This window comes from Collinsella tanakaei (genome assembly GCF_021531055.1).
In the GTDB taxonomy this organism is placed as follows: domain Bacteria; phylum Actinomycetota; class Coriobacteriia; order Coriobacteriales; family Coriobacteriaceae; genus Collinsella; species Collinsella tanakaei_B.
Genome location: NZ_JADYTL010000006.1, coordinates 72,130 through 88,909 on the forward strand (window position 1 = coordinate 72,130; position 16,780 = coordinate 88,909).

Annotated in this window: 21 protein-coding genes; 7 read left to right on the plus strand and 14 right to left on the minus strand. The window is 62.6% G+C overall.

The genetic code is table 11. The annotated features are described in order from the left end of the window. Positions 1 to 72: 72 nt before the first annotated feature. Entirely contained in the window at positions 73 to 735 is a 663-nt protein-coding gene (locus I6E04_RS06930) for a DUF1287 domain-containing protein (RefSeq protein WP_235422467.1), read from the minus strand. Between the two features lie 255 nt (positions 736 to 990). Here I6E04_RS06930 and I6E04_RS06935 point away from each other — a divergent pair, with 255 nt between their 5' ends. Then, positions 991 to 1,803 (plus strand): helix-turn-helix domain-containing protein, encoded by an 813-nt coding sequence (locus tag I6E04_RS06935; RefSeq protein WP_235422468.1) that lies wholly within the window; start codon positions 991 to 993, stop codon positions 1,801 to 1,803. A 37-nt stretch (positions 1,804 to 1,840) separates the two neighbouring features. On the opposite strand, the gene I6E04_RS06940 is transcribed toward I6E04_RS06935, so the two are convergent. Together I6E04_RS06940 and I6E04_RS06945 are read right to left on the minus strand one after the other, a co-directional pair. Further along, positions 1,841 to 2,125 (minus strand): HigA family addiction module antitoxin, encoded by a 285-nt coding sequence (locus I6E04_RS06940; protein ID WP_235422550.1) that lies wholly within the window; start codon positions 2,123 to 2,125, stop codon positions 1,841 to 1,843. Further along, a complete protein-coding gene (locus I6E04_RS06945) occupies positions 2,109 to 2,396 on the minus strand; it encodes a type II toxin-antitoxin system RelE/ParE family toxin (RefSeq protein ID WP_235422469.1) in 288 nt (95 codons plus the stop codon). The genes I6E04_RS06940 and I6E04_RS06945 overlap by 17 nt, the downstream gene beginning before the upstream one ends. A 253-nt stretch (positions 2,397 to 2,649) precedes the next feature. Between I6E04_RS06945 and I6E04_RS06950 the strand changes: the two genes are divergently transcribed. Further along, positions 2,650 to 3,162, plus strand: a complete 513-nt coding sequence (locus I6E04_RS06950) for a YaiI/YqxD family protein (RefSeq protein WP_235422470.1) — start codon at positions 2,650 to 2,652, stop codon at positions 3,160 to 3,162. Positions 3,163 to 3,189: 27 nt separating this feature from the next. On the opposite strand, the gene I6E04_RS06955 is transcribed toward I6E04_RS06950, so the two are convergent. Then, positions 3,190 to 4,215, minus strand: coding sequence for a putative manganese transporter (locus I6E04_RS06955; protein WP_235422471.1), 1,026 nt, complete (start codon positions 4,213 to 4,215; stop codon positions 3,190 to 3,192). Between the two features lie 150 nt (positions 4,216 to 4,365). Here I6E04_RS06955 and I6E04_RS06960 point away from each other — a divergent pair, with 150 nt between their 5' ends. Then, a complete protein-coding gene (locus tag I6E04_RS06960) occupies positions 4,366 to 5,331 on the plus strand; it encodes a 3'-5' exonuclease (protein WP_235422472.1) in 966 nt (321 codons plus the stop codon). A gap of 59 nt (positions 5,332 to 5,390) precedes the next feature. Here the strand turns inward: I6E04_RS06960 and I6E04_RS06965 are convergent, their stop codons facing one another. From I6E04_RS06965 to I6E04_RS06975, 3 genes are read right to left on the minus strand one after another with little or no spacing between them, the layout of a single operon-like run. Then, a complete protein-coding gene (locus I6E04_RS06965; protein ID WP_235422473.1) occupies positions 5,391 to 5,630 on the minus strand; it encodes a helix-turn-helix domain-containing protein in 240 nt (79 codons plus the stop codon). Positions 5,631 to 5,639: 9 nt separating this feature from the next. Next, on the minus strand, positions 5,640 to 6,293 hold the full coding sequence (locus I6E04_RS06970) for a hypothetical protein (protein ID WP_235422474.1): 654 nt from the start codon (positions 6,291 to 6,293) through the stop codon (positions 5,640 to 5,642). Positions 6,294 to 6,314: 21 nt separating this feature from the next. Further along, positions 6,315 to 7,028, minus strand: a complete 714-nt coding sequence (locus I6E04_RS06975; protein ID WP_235422475.1) for a DUF2975 domain-containing protein — start codon at positions 7,026 to 7,028, stop codon at positions 6,315 to 6,317. Between the two features lie 237 nt (positions 7,029 to 7,265). Between I6E04_RS06975 and I6E04_RS06980 the strand changes: the two genes are divergently transcribed. The 3 genes from I6E04_RS06980 (at position 7,266) to I6E04_RS06990 (ending at position 9,863) form a co-directional block, all read left to right on the plus strand. Then, positions 7,266 to 7,598: an ArsR/SmtB family transcription factor gene (locus I6E04_RS06980; protein ID WP_235422551.1), complete on the plus strand. Its 333-nt coding sequence runs from the start codon at positions 7,266 to 7,268 to the stop codon at positions 7,596 to 7,598. Positions 7,599 to 7,619: 21 nt separating this feature from the next. After that, complete coding sequence (locus I6E04_RS06985; RefSeq protein WP_235422476.1) at positions 7,620 to 7,838, plus strand: cation transporter; 219 nt, start codon at positions 7,620 to 7,622, stop codon at positions 7,836 to 7,838. A 114-nt stretch (positions 7,839 to 7,952) separates the two neighbouring features. Next, on the plus strand, positions 7,953 to 9,863 hold the full coding sequence (locus tag I6E04_RS06990; protein ID WP_235422477.1) for a heavy metal translocating P-type ATPase: 1,911 nt from the start codon (positions 7,953 to 7,955) through the stop codon (positions 9,861 to 9,863). Between the two features lie 210 nt (positions 9,864 to 10,073). Here I6E04_RS06990 and I6E04_RS06995 read toward each other — a convergent pair whose 3' ends face one another. After that, a complete protein-coding gene (locus I6E04_RS06995; RefSeq protein ID WP_235422478.1) occupies positions 10,074 to 10,502 on the minus strand; it encodes an FKBP-type peptidyl-prolyl cis-trans isomerase in 429 nt (142 codons plus the stop codon). A 124-nt stretch (positions 10,503 to 10,626) separates the two neighbouring features. Next, positions 10,627 to 11,694, minus strand: a complete 1,068-nt coding sequence (locus tag I6E04_RS07000) for a D-alanine--D-alanine ligase family protein (RefSeq protein WP_235422479.1) — start codon at positions 11,692 to 11,694, stop codon at positions 10,627 to 10,629. A gap of 234 nt (positions 11,695 to 11,928) precedes the next feature. Here I6E04_RS07000 and I6E04_RS07005 point away from each other — a divergent pair, with 234 nt between their 5' ends. Next, on the plus strand, positions 11,929 to 12,705 hold the full coding sequence (locus tag I6E04_RS07005) for a M48 family metallopeptidase (RefSeq protein WP_235422480.1): 777 nt from the start codon (positions 11,929 to 11,931) through the stop codon (positions 12,703 to 12,705). Here the strand turns inward: I6E04_RS07005 and I6E04_RS07010 are convergent. The 5 genes from I6E04_RS07010 to nrdG all read right to left on the minus strand — a co-directional run bounded on the left by I6E04_RS07010 (position 12,702) and on the right by nrdG (position 16,718). After that, the gene (locus tag I6E04_RS07010; protein WP_235422481.1) at positions 12,702 to 14,294 is read right to left on the minus strand and encodes an RNA-binding domain-containing protein; all 1,593 of its coding nucleotides are present in this window, start codon (positions 14,292 to 14,294) and stop codon (positions 12,702 to 12,704) included. The genes I6E04_RS07005 and I6E04_RS07010 overlap by 4 nt on opposite strands. A 133-nt stretch (positions 14,295 to 14,427) precedes the next feature. Further along, positions 14,428 to 14,922, minus strand: coding sequence for a dihydroneopterin aldolase (gene folB, locus I6E04_RS07015; protein ID WP_235422482.1), 495 nt, complete (start codon positions 14,920 to 14,922; stop codon positions 14,428 to 14,430). Positions 14,923 to 14,969: 47 nt separating this feature from the next. Then, complete coding sequence (locus I6E04_RS07020; RefSeq protein ID WP_235422483.1) at positions 14,970 to 15,509, minus strand: HD domain-containing protein; 540 nt, start codon at positions 15,507 to 15,509, stop codon at positions 14,970 to 14,972. Then, on the minus strand, positions 15,509 to 16,069 hold the full coding sequence (folE, locus tag I6E04_RS07025) for a GTP cyclohydrolase I FolE (RefSeq protein WP_235422484.1): 561 nt from the start codon (positions 16,067 to 16,069) through the stop codon (positions 15,509 to 15,511). The genes I6E04_RS07020 and folE overlap by 1 nt, the downstream gene beginning before the upstream one ends. A gap of 67 nt (positions 16,070 to 16,136) precedes the next feature. Next, positions 16,137 to 16,718 (minus strand): anaerobic ribonucleoside-triphosphate reductase activating protein, encoded by a 582-nt coding sequence (gene nrdG / locus I6E04_RS07030; RefSeq protein ID WP_235422485.1) that lies wholly within the window; start codon positions 16,716 to 16,718, stop codon positions 16,137 to 16,139. Positions 16,719 to 16,780: the final 62 nt, after the last annotated feature.

Here is a 16,780-nt window from a genome sequence, read left to right on the forward strand (position 1 = left end):
TCGCATGGAATCTAAACGGGCACCATTTTCGCAGAAGTCTTCAGGCCCGTGATGCCCCGTTTTCCCAGGCCCCTATTGGGACACATGCGGAATCATGCGATAGTGGCCCGTGATCGCACCGTAGGACTCCAAGCGATCCTCCTCATAGGCGAGCTGGAAGGGACTCGCATGGTGGATGAGATACGGAACACCGTGCGCGTCGCGGCGATCCGACACGATGCCCACGTGCCCATCGTAGAGCACGATGTCCCCACACTGCCACGCTTCGAGATCCGACGTATCCGTGGTGAGCGCCTGTGCGTTGCGCTTGAAGTACACCGCGAGGTTGTGCACGCGTCTAAAATCGATCGCGGGATCTGGTACATCGATACCGTACGCCCCCGAATCCGCGGCGATATCCTCATCCACAAGCCGCTGGAGATCGTAGCCGGCCCCCAGCAGGGCATACGCCACGACATCGGTGCATACACCGTAGCCGTCATCCGGATAACCGCCGGCATAATAGGCGCTCCGGTAGCGCGGGCATGTCGCCACATAGGCAAGGGCACTCTGTAGGATATCGGTCTGATCGTCGATGCCATCGCCATCGTGGTCAACGGCACGTTCGTACACGGAAACCGAGCCGTCGAACCGATTCTCGGGTCGCGCCGCCGAGGTGATGCAGATGCGACCCGTGCCGACAGCCACAGCGCCGATCGCCAGGACGACGCATGCCGCGATAGCGACCAGCAGCATGCACATCCATCGACGCCGTATACGCATCATCCACCTCCCGCGAAGGGCTTTGCCCCATAGTACGACGAATCAGGGGTGCCGAGATGCCATCGGGCCGATGTCCCATTATTCTCCTGGCCCCTATGGGACACTGTGTTCCGCTGCCAAAGACTTTGGGCAAGCTCCAGGCGGCGCAACCAGGCGATGCAGGGCATACTGCATGTATCCCGAACTTGCCCAGCCCGTTTGGGATCTGTCAGGGACAAGGAGACGGCCATGAACATCGGTGAGCGGATCCGCAGGTGCCGCGAGGCATGCGGAATGTCGCAGGCGGAACTCGCCCGAGCGCTCTGGGTGTCGCGCAACACGATCTCAAACTGGGAATGTGGCGCCACGACCCCGGACATCGAGAGCTTCATCCTCATGAGCGCGCTGTTCGGCATCTCGATCGACCGGATGGTCCGCGAAGATGCCGACGTCATGGCCAGCGCTCTGGCGCGCGATCGGAATCACCTGCTGCTCGTGGGCGGCGCAGGTACGCAAGTCGGACAGGATGCCGCTGAGAATACACCCACATGGCGCATCGACATGCCATCCCCTGCGGGCGATCCGATCTTGGACAGTTATCCTGCCATCGACGTCGCCGCGCCGCTCGGCGCGACCGGGTCGGTCCGACTCGTCCGCCGTTGGGCCTGGTTCAACGCTGTGGGCTATCGCGTGGAGGAAGATGAGCGCCCGATCGGAACGATCAGGCGCGGACGGGCGCTGTTCTATCCGTACTACGACGTGCGCATGGAGGGCTTCGGGCGCGTGCAGCTCAAGCGCGACCTCAAGGTTGCCGATGGCATCGCGACGGTCTACCGACTCGAAGGCGAGGGCCTCTCCTTCGAGGGCAATGTGCTGGGACCTGCATTCAGCGTGATACGAAACGACGAGCCGCTCGTGCACGTTTGCGCGGTGCCCACAAGATCGCGCCTCTCTTTCTCGCTCGAGGTCGTCGACGAGGGAGCCCGACCTCTCGCACTCGGTGTCGCCCTTGCGATCCTGCTCATGCGAGACTACGACCGTAACCTCGTGCGCGACGCATGACATCACCCCGATGTTCTCCTGGCGCCTTTTGGGACAGCTATGCCAACACTTCCACCGTGGGCATATCTCGTGACTCCAAGAGCTTGAGCTGGTATGTCATCTCGAGATTCAGCCAGAACTGCGGAGTCGTACCCAACGCATGACCGAGCAGCCACGCCATCTCGGGAGTTATCGAGCGCTTGCCGTTCACGATATCCGAAATCGCAGACTGAGGCTTTCCGATGGCTTTGGCAAGCCGGTACTGACTGATACCGAGCGGAACGAGAAATTCCTCGTATAGAATCTCTCCCGGCGTAGAGACAATCTCACACATGGTAGTCACAAAGCTCAACCTCCGTCGCCTCGCCATCTTTCCAGACGAAGCAAAGCCGCCATTGAAGATTGACGCGGATGCTATACGAGCCGAGGCGATCTCCTCTCAGTTTTTCCAGATGATTGCTCGGGGGAATTCGAAGATCTCGTAGATCATTCGCGGCGTCGAGCATTTGGAGTTTCCGGAAAACAGCTCTCCTCAGATTCGAAGGCATCCACGATGGAGCATGGCGGACAGGCTCCTTCCAAAACAGCTCGAGGCCGGACTGTTTGAATCTCATGACGCACCATACTTCCGTTATTCAGATATACTACCGCATCGCAGAAGTATGTCAACGGGAGTTCTACTATCCATGCAATGATCCATCGTTCACCTTCCTCTCTTCCACATAACCCATAATAGAACATGTGTTCGTATTTTACAAGGCCTCACTATTCTAGAGCCCATATCGAATACACTATGGAAAGCCGATAGGCTGTCCCGATTTTCTCCCAGCGCATTTTGGGACACCGGACGCAACAGAAGGACTCCGAATGACTCGCACCCTGTACATCGATGCCGACGCGTGCCCCGTCACGCGCGAGGCGCTCGCCTGCGCGCGGCAGACGCGCATGCCCGTCGTCATCGTCGGCAACACCACGCAGAACCTCGCGCGACACATCCGTCGCAGCGATCCGCGCGACGCCGAGCATGCCCGCGGGCGCGATGCCGCGCATCCGGGGTTTTGGGTCGAGGTGCTCGACGTGGCCATCGGTGCCGACAGCGCCGACTTCGCCATCGTCGAGCGCCTGCAGCCCGACGATGTCGTGGTCACGCAGGATATCGGTCTTGCCAGCATGGTGCTTGGACGCGGGGCGGCAGCCATCGGCGTGCGCGGCCGCATCTACTCGCGCGCGACGATCGACATGGATCTGTTCATACGCCATGAGGAAAAGAAGGTCCGGCGCGCCGGCGGGCGCACAAGCGGGCCCGCGGCCTTCACCGACGAGGACCGCGAGCGCTTTTCCCGCAACCTCACCGAGCTGCTTCGACGGGCGCGGCAATAGCGAGCATCCCCTCACCCGCTTCGGCCATCAGCCGAGGATGAATCCCCAGACCACGGCGATCACATAGAGCAGCACGAGGATGATGGCGTTTTCGCGCGCGTTGCGGTTCGTTCGGAACAGCACGAGGAAACCCACGCCCGCCGACACGAGCGTACCGGCCATGAGCGGCCCGAACCCGAGCACGCCCTCCAGATAGAGCTGGGTGATGACCACGCTCGCCGCGCAATTGGGCACCAATCCCACAAGCGCGGAGGCGAACACCGCGAGCGCCTGATTGCCGGCGACGAACGACGCCAGCGCGCCCTCCCCCACCGTCTCGAGCACGGCGATGAGCGCCGCCGTGATCAGGAAGATGAACACCGTCACCTGCACGGTGTGCGAGACGGCGCTTCTCGCGATCGAGGACAGCGCACCGCTCCCATGGGCATGATCGTGCCCATGGCCGTGGTCATGCCCATGGTCGTGGTCGTGGTCATGGTCGTGATCCGCCTCAGATTCGCGGTCGTCGTCGCAGCCACAGCGGTCTTGCTCGCACAGCCGATGGATGCGCTCCGCACCTTCGCCGGCAGCGGCCATCTCCTCGATGAGGTCGCCCTCCGTGCCGCCGCGGGCGATCCGTCGGAGCGCCTCGTGGACGGCCGCGTTCCGACGCAGCGCACGTAGCGCAACGTCGATCACAAGGCCCGTCGCCGCGGCGATCGCGGCCTTGACGAGCAGCACGAAGGCGAGCTGGCCGGCAGCCATGCGCTCGGCGACCAGCAACGGCAGCATCTCATCGGACGTGGACAAGAACACCGCGACGAGCGTGCCGAGCGTGATGACGCGACCGGCGTACAGCGTGGAGCCCATCGCGGAGAACCCACACTGCGGGACGATGCCGAGCACGGCGCCGATCACCGGCCCCGCCGCACCCGCCCGGCGCACGGCGGCGTTGACGCGCTCGCCCGCCGCATGCTCGAGCGCCTCGAGCACAAGGTAGGTGACGAGCAGAAACGGCACGAGCGGCAACGTGTCCTCGAAGGCGTGCTCGAGCACGTGAAGCAGAAGTTCCATGGAGCGGCGCTCCCTTTCGTATAATCGTTTTCCGGCAGATAAGGGTAATACCCTTTTCGCGCCCACGCACGGCGCAAGCCGAAGTGAGGTATTGTATCTACGCAAGTTACATATGTCGAACTATTCATATGAACACGAGAGGTGACCAGCGTGAACGTCAACCAGGCACTCGAGTACTCGATGCAGCCCTTTATACCCATGTTCATCTATGGCGACTACGACGCCATGGAATCCGAGCGCCAGCGCGGCGAGGAGGCCATGAAGGCCCTCATCGATGAGTGGCGCGCGAACGACGAGCCCGGTTTCTCCTTCGACGTGATCCTGGAACTCGCCGACCGCAACCGCGAGCTGTGCGACCAGATCGGCGAGGCGCGTCTGCGCAACCTCTCCTCCCCGCTGCTCGCGCGCTCGCTTTCCGACGACGACACCTGCGCCGGCATCGGCAAGCTGCAGGGCCGCGGCGCCAACGTGATCGCGCGCGCCGTCCGCGGCGACCGTGACGCCTACGCCGTCGAATGGGTGCGCAAGCCCATCAAGGGCTGCGTGCTAGGCATCGACATCGAGACCACCGGCCGCGCGCCCGAGCGCGGCTACATCATCAACGTGGGCTGGGAGATCATGGAGATGACCAGCGACGCCACGCCGCACGACGCCGAGGCCCACTATTGCGGCCTGCCGGAGATGTACCGCGAAGCCGGCGTGCCGTTGGCCGATATCCACCACATCGAGTGGGCGGACATCGACGGCAAGATCCCGTTCCGCCAGAACACGGCACTTCACAAGACGCTGCTCAAGCTCATGAAGAAGTATCCCTACATGGCACACAACGCCGCGTTCGAGGACTCCTGGTTCATGATGCACCTGCCCGGCTACGCTGAGCTTCGCCGCGCGGGCAAGATCATCCCCATCGATACGCGCCAGATCTGCCGCTCCATCGACGAGGAGGTCCGCACCCTTCCGCGCGAGAGCGCGCCGGCCTCGCTCGAGCACTGGGCGCGCCGTCGCGGCACGCTGGCCGTCGACGCCGACGAGCGCCATCTGGGCCTCGAGGACACCGACCTCATGCTGCGCACCGTGCAGGCGGAGTTCAATAGGAAGAGCATGTTCAAGGCATAGGTCACAGCAATAGAGCACATTCCGACGGCGCCGGCTCTCATATGGAGCCGGCGCCGTTGCTATTCTTCCGTCATCCCCAAGCGATCCGACAGCTCGTCATCGGGGATGTATTCCAGCAGGTCGCCGGGCTGGCAGTCGAGTGCCTGGCAGATGGCCTCAAGCGTCGAGAAGCGCACAGCGTTAATCTTGCCGGTTTTCAGGCGCGACAAATTCACCTGCGAGATGCCGATGCGCTCTGACAGCTCCTTGCTGGTCACTTTTCTATCCGCGAGCACGCGGTCGAGTCTCGTCACGATCATGGGACCACCCTACAGCAGTCGGTCGTCCTGGTCCTGCAGGATGCAGCCGTATTCGAAGATGCGCGCGATGGCCATGAGCACAAGGCCCACGATGATGGAGCATCCCTGATAGGGACCGATAATGCTCAGCTCGAGGTTCCCCTGGTACTGGATAACCCGCAGCAGCGCCCAGGTAAGAGCGGAGCCGGCTATGGGAAGCACGAGGCCCTGGAACATCAGCAGCTGTCCGATTTCCATCAGATCGCGCACGCGCCCCTCGTCAAACGGCCGCTTGGCCTGAACGATCGCGCGGAGCATCTTGCTGGCACGCAGGCAGATAACGATGCTGCATATCCACATGCCCGCGCCTGCAATCATCGTCTGCCCGTCGGGAAACACCAGCGTGAACGTCGCATCGCGCGTGGAAGTTGCGAGCTCGATGCCGGTAAAGGGATCATCCGCTCCGCCGGGCATCCCCTGAATCTGGCATCCGACGTCGATGAGCTTCGGGAGGATCAAGGCCGCCACGAACAGAGCACCGCAAGCAAGAAAGAACAGCAGAAGCCCGCCCATGACGCGAAATGCCGTCGCCACTCCACCGACCTCCTTCGCCATGCGCTCAAGCGTCTGCGCGCGGTCCAGTTTGCGCAGGTCGATGCGCTGCCAATTCGTTGGACTGAACATGTTTGCCTCCCTTTCCGCGCGCTACAGCAGTCGGTCGTCCTGGTCTTGCAGCTTACAGCCATAGCGGAACACGCGTGCCATCATAAGAACGAACGCCCCGAGGACGATAAGCCAGCCGTTAACAACGCCCGGCTCCCACACGCCCCACGTAAACTGTCCCTGAGTAAGGTAGACGTTGTACGTCCAGGTGGATATCGCCAAACCAACGATATTGGGCACGATGGCAGCCAGCACGACAAGCACCCCAATGACCTTGAGTTCGCGGACACGAGGCGACTCAAATGGACGTCCACTCATCGAGATGCGGCGGAAGAAGCGCTCGCCCGCAGCCAACACGCCTAGACCGAATGCCAGCGACGCGCAAGCTGCATATGTTTTTGCCAATGGGACGCTGCCGTCCGCCTCAAACATAAGATATGAACGCGCGGCATCTCTCGTCTCATCGGGCTCCTCCACCAAATAGCCCTGTATATGCGACATACCAAGCCCATCCGTATAGCCATAGCCAACCGATTCCCACGTGAACACCTCGCGCCAATCGGCTGGAAAGCTCGATACCAGCGAAACGAGCTGAAAAACCAGGGCGAACACGCACAGCACGCAACCCACGCGGCACAGCCACATACCGCTATTCGCCGCATCTGCGAGGCGCTGGATGAGCCTCTCTCGTTCGTTGATGCCTTCGCGCGCTACCGCCGCGCTCTTCTCGATCAACATGGCATCCACCTCCGCCATCGTTGGCTTCGCCTTCAGTATACCCAGATTTAACGACTATCGTTAAATCTTTTCAGTTGATTTCACTCTCTAACAGACGAAGGAGCCGTTCGACGAAAGAAATCGAAAAAGCATTGACATATGAACATGCGCTCATATAATCGAAGATGATAGAAGTATGAACGATTGTTCATATGTTGAAAGGAGGCACAAATGAATGCTTCTCAAGAACATTTCGGCGAGGGACAGGCCTTCACCATGGCCCATGAACCCGATGAGCTCGCAACCACCTGCTCACCGGAAGACCTCCCCGATGAGGAGCTTCTTTATGATCTAGCAGACCTGTTCAAGGTGTTCTCCGACACCACACGCATCAAGATCCTCTACGCCCTCATGGGCCGCGAGCTGTGCGTGGCCGATATCGCCGAGGCCACCTCGACCTCGCAGTCAGCGGTCTCCCACCAGCTGCGCATCTTGAAGCAGTCGCACTTGGTGAAATTCCGCCGCGACGGTCGCAACATCAATTACTCGCTTGCCGACGACCATGTGTACACCATGCTCAACCAGGGCATGAGCCACATCTGCGAATAGCAAATACAGAAAGGAACCGTCATGCGTAAGTCATTCAAGCTCGACGAGATCGATTGCGCCAACTGCGCACAGAAGCTCGAGGACGCCATCTGCAAGTTGGACGGTGTCGAGAAAGCCAGCGTCAACTTCATGACCCAGAAGCTCACGCTCACCGCCGCCGACGACCAGTTCGACGAAGTGCTCGACCGCGTGGTCAAGCTCACCGCAGACCTCGAGCCGGACTGCGAGATCCTGCGTTAACCGGCCTCGCGCAAAAAAAGCCGCCCGCGCGGGCAGGCACGGGTGGCTTCGAATCAACCGGCACATCTCATACCGTTGACCTATCGAGTATAGACCCATTCAGGTGATCGAACCATGAACAAGAAGCAGAAGCGTTGGAGGAACCGCATCCTCGTCGCGCTCGCCATTTTCGTCGTCGTCTTCGCGCTCGAAGAGACCGGCACCCTGACTACGATGTTCGGCACGCCGGGCGACGTGTACGCGAGTTTCGCGCTTTTCCTTATCCCCTACCTTATCGCAGGCTACGACGTCCTCCACAAGGCATGGCGCAACATCCGTCGCGGCCAGGCTTTCGACGAGGCCTTCCTCATGACCGTGGCCACCGTCGGCGCGTTCGCCATGGTGCTGTTCCCCGAGACGGAGCCGCACATGGCCGAAGGCGCGGCGGTCATGCTGTTCTACCAGGTCGGCGAGCTCTTCCAAAGCTACGCCGTGGGCCAGAGCCGCAAGTCCATCAGCGCCATGATGGATATCGCGCCCGACTACGCCAACATCGAGCAGGACGGCCAGCTCGTCGAGGTCGACCCCGACGAGGTGCAGGTCGGCGACATCATCGTCGTCAAGCCCGGCGAACGCGTGCCTATCGACGGCGTCGTGACCGAGGGCGTCTCGCAACTCGACACCGCGGCGCTCACCGGCGAGTCCGTCCCGCGCCATGTGGAGCCGGGCGCCGACATCATCTCCGGCTGCATCAACATGACGGGCATCCTGCACATCCGCACGACAAAGCCCTTCGGCGAGTCCACGGTCTCGCGCATCCTCGAGCTCGTGGAGAACGCGAGCGAGAAGAAGGCTCGCACCGAGAACTTCATCACGCGCTTCGCCCGCGTCTACACCCCCATCGTGACCATTTCCGCAGTGGTGCTCGCCGTGGTGCCCCCCATCCTCGGTATGGGCGCGTGGTCCGACTGGATCTTGCGCGGCCTGACGTTTCTGGTCGTCTCGTGCCCCTGCGCGCTGGTGATCTCGGTGCCGCTGTCGTTTTTCGGCGGCATCGGCGGCGCCTCCAAGCTGGGCATCCTCGTGAAGGGCTCCAACTACCTCGAGCTGCTCTCAAAGGTCGACACCGTGGTGTTCGACAAGACGGGCACGCTCACCAACGGCACGTTCAACGTCGTGGCCATCCATCCCGAGTCCGGCGTGGACCCCGACTACGTGCTCTCGAACGCGGCGTACGCCGAGGCGTTCTCCGATCACCCCATCGCCATCTCCATCCGCGAGGCATACGCGGGCGAGATCGACCAGGCGCGTATCGCTGACGCGCACGAGGAGTCCGGCCACGGCGTCTCGGCGCGGGTGGATGAGCGTGTGGTCATGGTCGGCAACGACAAGCTCATGGCCGAGCACGGCATCGATTGGCACGAGTGCAAGCTCACGGGAACCATCCTGCACGTGACGGTCGACGGCACCTACGTGGGCCACATCGTGATCGCCGACGTGGTGAAAGAAGACGCCGAGCAGACGATCCGCGACCTGCACGCGGCGGGCGTGGCAAAATGCGTCATGCTCACCGGTGACCGTCGCGATGTGGCGGAGGCCGTGGGAAAGCAGCTCGGCCTCGACGAGGTGCACGCGCAGCTGCTACCCGCTGACAAGGTGAGCGCCGTCGAGCGTCTGCTCAACCTTGAACACGGCGACGCCAAGCTTGCTTTCGTGGGCGACGGCATCAACGACGCGCCGGTGCTCATGCGCGCCGATGTGGGCATCGCCATGGGCGCCATGGGCTCCGACGCAGCCATCGAGGCCGCTGACGTGGTGCTGATGGACGACAAGCCGTCCAAGATCTCGCTCGCCATCCGCATCGCGCGCAAGACCATGCGCATCGTGTGGCAGAACATCATCTTCGCGCTTGCGGTGAAAATCGGCATCCTGGTGCTTGCGGCACTCGGCATTGCGAACATGTGGCTCGCAGTGTTTGGCGATGTGGGCGTGGCGATGATCGCGATCTTGAACGCGATGAGGGCCATGCGGGTGAAGGGGGTCTAGTTCCCATCGGGCGGTCCCGCGTTTTCCACGCGCGCGTCCTCGGCCTCCGGCCTGCGGAATGCGCGCTTAGGAAGAACGCGGGACCGCCCTGCGTCGCCTGACACACCATCGGCCATCCACCGGACGAGCTGACGGGATAAATATGGTGAGGGCGAGCCGAAAGGCTCGCCCTCTTTGGGTGGGAGCGCTTCGCGCTCTGTTTACCCGAAGTTAATCGAGCACCTCGACGAGTTCGATCTCGAAGTTGAGGTCCTTGCCGGCCATCTCGTGGTTGGCGTCGATCACGACGCCCTCGGGCAGCACCTCGAGCACGACCGCGGGGATCGGCTGGCCCGCAGGACCGGACAGGAACACATGGTCACCGGCGTGAACCTGATCGATGTTGGGAACCTGCTCGGCGGGGATGCGGAACACCAGCTCATCGCGATGCTGGCCATAGGCCTGGTCGGCAGGGATGTGGACGGTCTTCTTCTCGCCCACCTCCATCTCCATGACCGCCGCATCGAAGCCGGCGATCATCTGATGCGCGCCGCAGGTGAACTCGATGGGCTCGCCGCGATCGTAGCTGGAATCGAACTGGGTGCCATCGTCAAGGGTGCCACGGTAGTGGGCACGAACCTTCTTGCCGTCGTTGGACATGTGATCCTCGTTTCTGTAATCCGCCCGCACCCCTTGTGGACGCGAACATGCAGCAGTCACTATACCCGAAAAGCCGCAGGGCATTATCGCCTTTCGGCATCGTCCCCAAAGAGGACAGCGAGCGCTATTTCGCGAGCTCGACGTCGATGAGCTCGGCGAGCACCTCGCCCAGCTCATGGCCGGCGACGCGCATCATCTGCGGGAAGCGCGAGTAGTAGGTCATGCCCGGCGTGGAGTTGACCTCGTTGAACACGACCTCGCCCTCGGGCGTCACGAACAGGTCTACGCGCGCGAAACCCGAGCATCCGAGCGCCTCGTACACGGTGCGACCCGCCTCGCGCACGCGCGCCATGACGTCGGCGGGAAGCTCCGCCGGGCAGCGCAACTCGGTGTTGGCGCCTGGATCCTTCTCGAGATGGATGCGGAAGAAGCCGTCGCCGGTGATGACGATCTCGTCGACCTCGCCCATCGTGATGCCGTGGATCGGATCGCCCATGATGGCGCACCCTACCTCCACGCCCGTGATGGCCTCTTCCACGGCGACCTTCTCATCCAAGGCGAACGCGGCCTCGAGCGCCTCACGGTAAGCCGCCTCGTCGGCGGCCTTGGAGACACCGATCGACGACCCGCCGCGCGCCGGCTTGACGAACACGGGGTAACCGCCGCATTTCTCGACCACGGCGAGGCACGCCTCGTCGCTCGCACCGCGATAGAGCACCTCGCACTGGGGCGAACGGACGCCGGCAGCTGCGGCAAGACGATGGGAGGCATCCTTGTCCATGCACACGGCGGAAGCCAGCACACCGCAACCCACGTACGGAATGCCGCAGGCCTCGAGCGTGCCCTGGACCGTGCCGTCCTCGCCGCCCTGACCGTGCAGCACCGGCAGGGCGACATCCACGTCGAGCTCGGCGAACGTATCGTCCACGAGCTCGAGCATGCCACCGCGCGCAACGCCCTCGCCGCGACCGGGGATGAGGACCACAGGGTTGATATCGTGCTCCTCCCACGCACCGGTAACGATGTCGGCAACGTCGCCGGTGTAGTGGAACCACGCACCCTCGCAGTCGATTCCGATGAGCACCGGCTCAAAGCGATCGCGCGGCAGCTGTGCGATGACGTTGTCGGCGGATTTGAGCGAGATATCGTGTTCGGTGGAGATACCACCGAAGAGGATGGCGACCTTGATCATGGGATGGGACTCCTTTCGGTCAGGCGGCGCGGGATCGCGCGGGCAGTGGCCCATCAGTATAGCGAGCCGAGCGTGCATCCCGCGGGCACGCACCGAGCCGGCACGGACCTGACCTTTACCATCGCCTGCAGCATCACCGAGAATTCACGCCAAGCGCACGAGCCGTCCATGCGGATACCCTACAATCGGGAACGTTCCGTCGATGTTCGCGCGCACCCGTCCAAAGGAGCCGCCTTGGCCAGCCCAACCCATACGCTGTTCGTCGATGCAGGCGATATGAGGATTCCCGTCGCCGTCACGCGCAAGCGCGTGCGCAACCTCAACCTGCGCGTTCACGGAGACGGCAGCGTTGCGCTGAGCATCCCTGTGCGCACGAGTGTGGCGACCGCGCAGAAGTTTCTGGACCGTAAGGCCGCATGGATCGCCGAACGCGTGCGACGCAGACAAAAGGCAGACGAGCTGCCCGGCACCGCGGAAGACCTGCAAATCGTCCCCCTATGGGGCGAGCTCGCATCTCTTGCAGATGCGCTGTGCCATGCGGGCATCCGTTTTGGCTCCGCCGCACGCCCAAGTACGTTCGGCGCCGCGCAGCAGGTGGAAACCGAGGAGCTCGCAACCCTCTCCCCCGATGAATACAACGACTTGGTCGCCAAACTCTATCGAAGCGAGCTTGACCGCGTGCTGCCCGAGGTCGTCGCGAACGCGGAAAACGTAACGGGCATGCATGCCAGCCGTTGGAGCCTACGCCGCATGAAGAGCCGCTGGGGCTCTTGCACGCCCAAAACCCGTGCCATCCGCATCAACACGAACCTTGCCGCCTACCCGCGCGTCTGCTTGGACATGGTCGTGACCCACGAGCTCGTGCACCTCATGGAGCCGAGCCACAACGCGCGCTTCCACATGCTGCTCGACACGTACTGCCCAGATAACCGCAAGGCATCGGCACTGCTCAAGCACGGTGCGCGCGAAATCGCGAGCACCAAGAGGCGGTCCTCCCCTTCTTGTCGCTAGCCGGTTGCAGAACCTCCCGGTCGCAAGCGCTCCGACGCCCGATAGCGCGTTGCTCGCGCGCGCCCCGTCTTAACGAGCGCGCCCTCGTCAACCATCCCGTTGATGACCTTGAGCGCCGTATCGCGCCCGACACCGAGTGCCTCCTGCACCTCCTCGCGGGAAAACGACTCGCGCTCACGTGCAAATGAGACAAGGAACCGCTCGATGCGAGAGGACTCACCGTATAGCGGTCCGATCCGTCGCGGGACAGGCGCATCCTCCGCAGACGCATGATCCATCTGCTCGACACGAACGCCTGGTAACCCGGACCCCACTGCCTGATTCGATGCCATCGCGTTTTGCCTCCGAGCGATTTCCGCGCGTTCGACGCACGCGCGATCGTACGCGGCCTTCACGCGCACCGGAAGCGCATCCATAGCATCGAGCTCCTCGAACGCCTCCTGACCGCCGCGTAAATCGGGTCCGTCGTTTCGCGTCAAACTCAGATGCTGGTTGCGCGCCGTATTGATATTGGGCAACACGAGCGAGAAGAACGAGCCCTCAGCCTCGATACCAGCCTGCAATCGCTCTTGTTCGTAGAGCTTCCAGATCTTCGGTAGGCCGGAACCGTATGCCTCGACCTCGCCTAAACGATGGAACAGCGCAAGCAGGGCGGGATTACGCGGAGACGACTCGCGCGTTATCGCCTGCCGTTCGGTGATACCGAACAACGTGCCGAACGATGTGAACGAAAGCTCCGTCCGATACATCTTGACAAGTGTGGGAACGTGGGCGCTCTCGTCGTAATCGCGATGGATGATCGCGTTGAGCAGCCCCTCGCGCAGGGCATCGTCGGGATAGTCACGTTGATCGATGCGTGTCTCGCTGGGAAAGTACGAGCGCGTGTTGTTCGCCAGACGCAAGAATCTCAGGGCATCCTCGAACTGCCGGAGCACCGATCCTTCGCACTCCAACCGATCCAAAAACTCGGTACCGGCGTCATCGTTGAACACGGCACACTTCAACCCATAGGGATTCTGATCGGAAACGAGCAACGCGAGATTGGAGTAGAACCCGTCGCGCGCATAGAATCCGAGCGAGCGGTAGCGTTCCTCGGAAAAATCCACATGATGGGACCGGAAAAACGCCGCCGCTTCCTCGAACGTCAGCTCCTGCAGCGGCGCATGGCGCGTCTCGAACATATCGCCATCCGCCTCACGGATCATGCGACGTATATCGCGCCGACCCATCGGCACGGTGGCCGGCCCCAAGCGCGTGAAGACGCCTGAGGGCACCAAACCTTTCGCGGCAAGGTAGTACGGCTTCTCGTCTCCCGCCTCAACGTTCACGAGGATGATGCGCTTGCCGTCGAGCTCGATCGGTTCGATATGCACGAACTGCGCGAGCCCGAGACAGACCGCGTCGCGAACGAGGTTCGACACCCTCAGCATCTCGCCATCGATATCGTCGATGCCGATCACCCGACCGAAATCGTCGATACCGACGTATATATTACCGCCCGTTCCGTTTGCGAAGGCGATGACGGTCTTGACGATACGATCGGTGATCGCACGTTTGAACTCGATACGCTCCGTCTCTTTGAATTCCATCGCCGACCTCTTCCCGTATCGTCGTATTATCGACGATACTATCATACATCGACGACCTCAGCATGAGGGGCCTTCACGTCGGTTTCGGTGGACGGCACCCCCGACAAGAATGAACCCGGCCCCATCTTGTCGCTTATCGTGTGCGCTCGATCTCGACGGCGACCGTCGCGAGCGGCAAACCGATGGGCGCCCAGGGCTTCTCGATGCGCACGCGCACGCCCATGAGCGCGTCGTAGCACGCAAGAAGCTGCGCCGCCACGCCCTCGGCTGCGGCCTCGATGAGCTTGAACGTATGCTCGCGCAGGTACGCGTCGACGTCGTGGCACACCTTGCCGTAGTCGATCGACGCTGTCAGATCGTCGCGGCGACCGGCGGTGTGCAGATCCGCGTAGAGCGTGAGCGACACGACGAATTTCTGGCCGAGCGCATTCTCCTCGGCGTACACGCCGTGATTCGCGAAAACCTCCAGCCGCTCGATCTGGATCTTATCGGCGCGCGACAGGTCCTCATGCGTCACGTGCGCAAGCGCGGTGCGCGTGGACGGCAGGCCCGCTTCGCGACACGCGAGCTCGGCGCCCTCGACGGGCGTGGCGTTTTCCGGTAGATGCTTCTGATGCTTTTTGCCCATGGCGAATCGTCTCCCTCGTGGGAAAGCGGAGACCACCCCGTTTCCCGTCACACGCAGATGGTGAGGTTCTGCTGCTCCTCGGGCCAGTTGCATTCGGGACGCACGGGACAGGCGAAGCATGGGCGCGACAGCTTGTCGGCCCGATACAGCAGGCGCGCAAGCGGCGTCACCGCGTCCGTCCCGTCGCGATGCGCGCCGATGGCATCCGCGATGAGCTCCTGCTCCGCATCCGAAAATGCACAGCCGTCATCTACCGTACCCATAATCTCGCGTGCGATGCGCACGCCGGCGATATCGTGCGGCTCCTCCATCTCGTACTGCGCCGCGCGGCCGATGTCGTGCAGCAGAGCCGTGGCATAGACGACGTCGCGGGACAGCCCGGCGGTCAAGCCCTCCTCCCATGCGGCGATCCACATGATGCGCGCCGCATCGAGCAGGTGCATCAGGTCATGTCGGCAAAAGCGACGATCGCGCTCGAGTTTTTCGATGCGGATGAGTTGTTCTCGATATACGGGATGCCGCCAGATGGCGTCGACACGTGGCATGTCGAGGGCGATCGATGCACCGCACTCCGCGAGCTTTTCCACTACGCACGCCCCAACATGCGGAAGAAACGCTCCTCGAGCGCCGGATCCTCCTCGAAGGCTCCACGACGGGCGCACGTGGCGGTTATCGTCCCCGGCTTTTGCACGCCGCGCATCGTCATGCACATGTGCTCGGCCTCGATGGACACGATGGCACCCGTGCAGCCGAGGTCGGCCATCAACGCATCGGCGATCTGGGCGGTCAGGCGCTCCTGCAACTGCAGCCGGCGCGCGAACACCTCGACGGTGCGCGCCAACTTGGACAGGCCCGCCACGCGGCCGTCGGGGATGTAGCCGATCGCCACCTTGCCGTAAAAGGGCAGCAGATGGTGTTCGCAGAGGGAATAGAACGTGATATCGCGCTCGACAACCAAATCGTTCGCATCCACGGCGAACGTTTTGGACAGGTGCGTCGAGGCCTGCTGGTCCATGCCGCCGGCGAGCTCGGTGTACATGCGCGCCACGCGGGTCGGGGTCTCGACGAGCCCCTCACGGTCCGGGTCCTCGCCGATGCCCTCGAGCAACAGGCGAACCGCTCGCTCCACCTTTTCCTGATCGACCATGAACCCTCCCGAACAAACGCGTATCGTGCCCGCTATCGTACCATGCGAAATATCGTCAGACGTATTTTCACATGCTGTGGGTTGCGTAGACCTCCTCGTCGCGCCACAGGCGCACCGCCTTATCGAGCGACACGCCCTGCTCGGCGGCCGCGGCACGCGTGGCGTTGAGGTCGATGATGCGCTGGTTGGACGACCCATGGAAGCGCAGCGTGATGTCGTAGAGCTCTTGCACCCACGGCCCGTCGACCAGGATGTCGATGCATTCGAGCAGGCGGTCGGTCACCTCGGTATGGTGCCGCCCGCCGGGCATGAGCTCGTCGAGCGTGTCGCCGGTAAAGCACCAGATCGTCTTGCCGCACCCGCGCGGGAACCGCGCGCGCACGCGCTCGACGAAATCCACGAGCCCCACCTGGTTCCGCGGCTCCATGGGCTCGCCGCCCAGCAGCGTGAGGCCGTCCACGTAGGCAGGCGACAGGCTCTCGATGATCTTGTCCTCGACTTCGCGCGTGAGGGGCTCACCCGCCTCGAAGCTCCACGCCCCGGAGTTGAAGCACCCCGGACATCCGCGTGTGCAACCGGAGACGAACAGCGTGGTGCGGATGCCCTCGCCGTTGGCGATATCGAAATACTTGATTTCAGCGTAGTTCACGCGAACAACCCCTCGCAAGCGCGAGACGGGAAAATAGGGACTGTCCCCATTTTCCCGCCGTG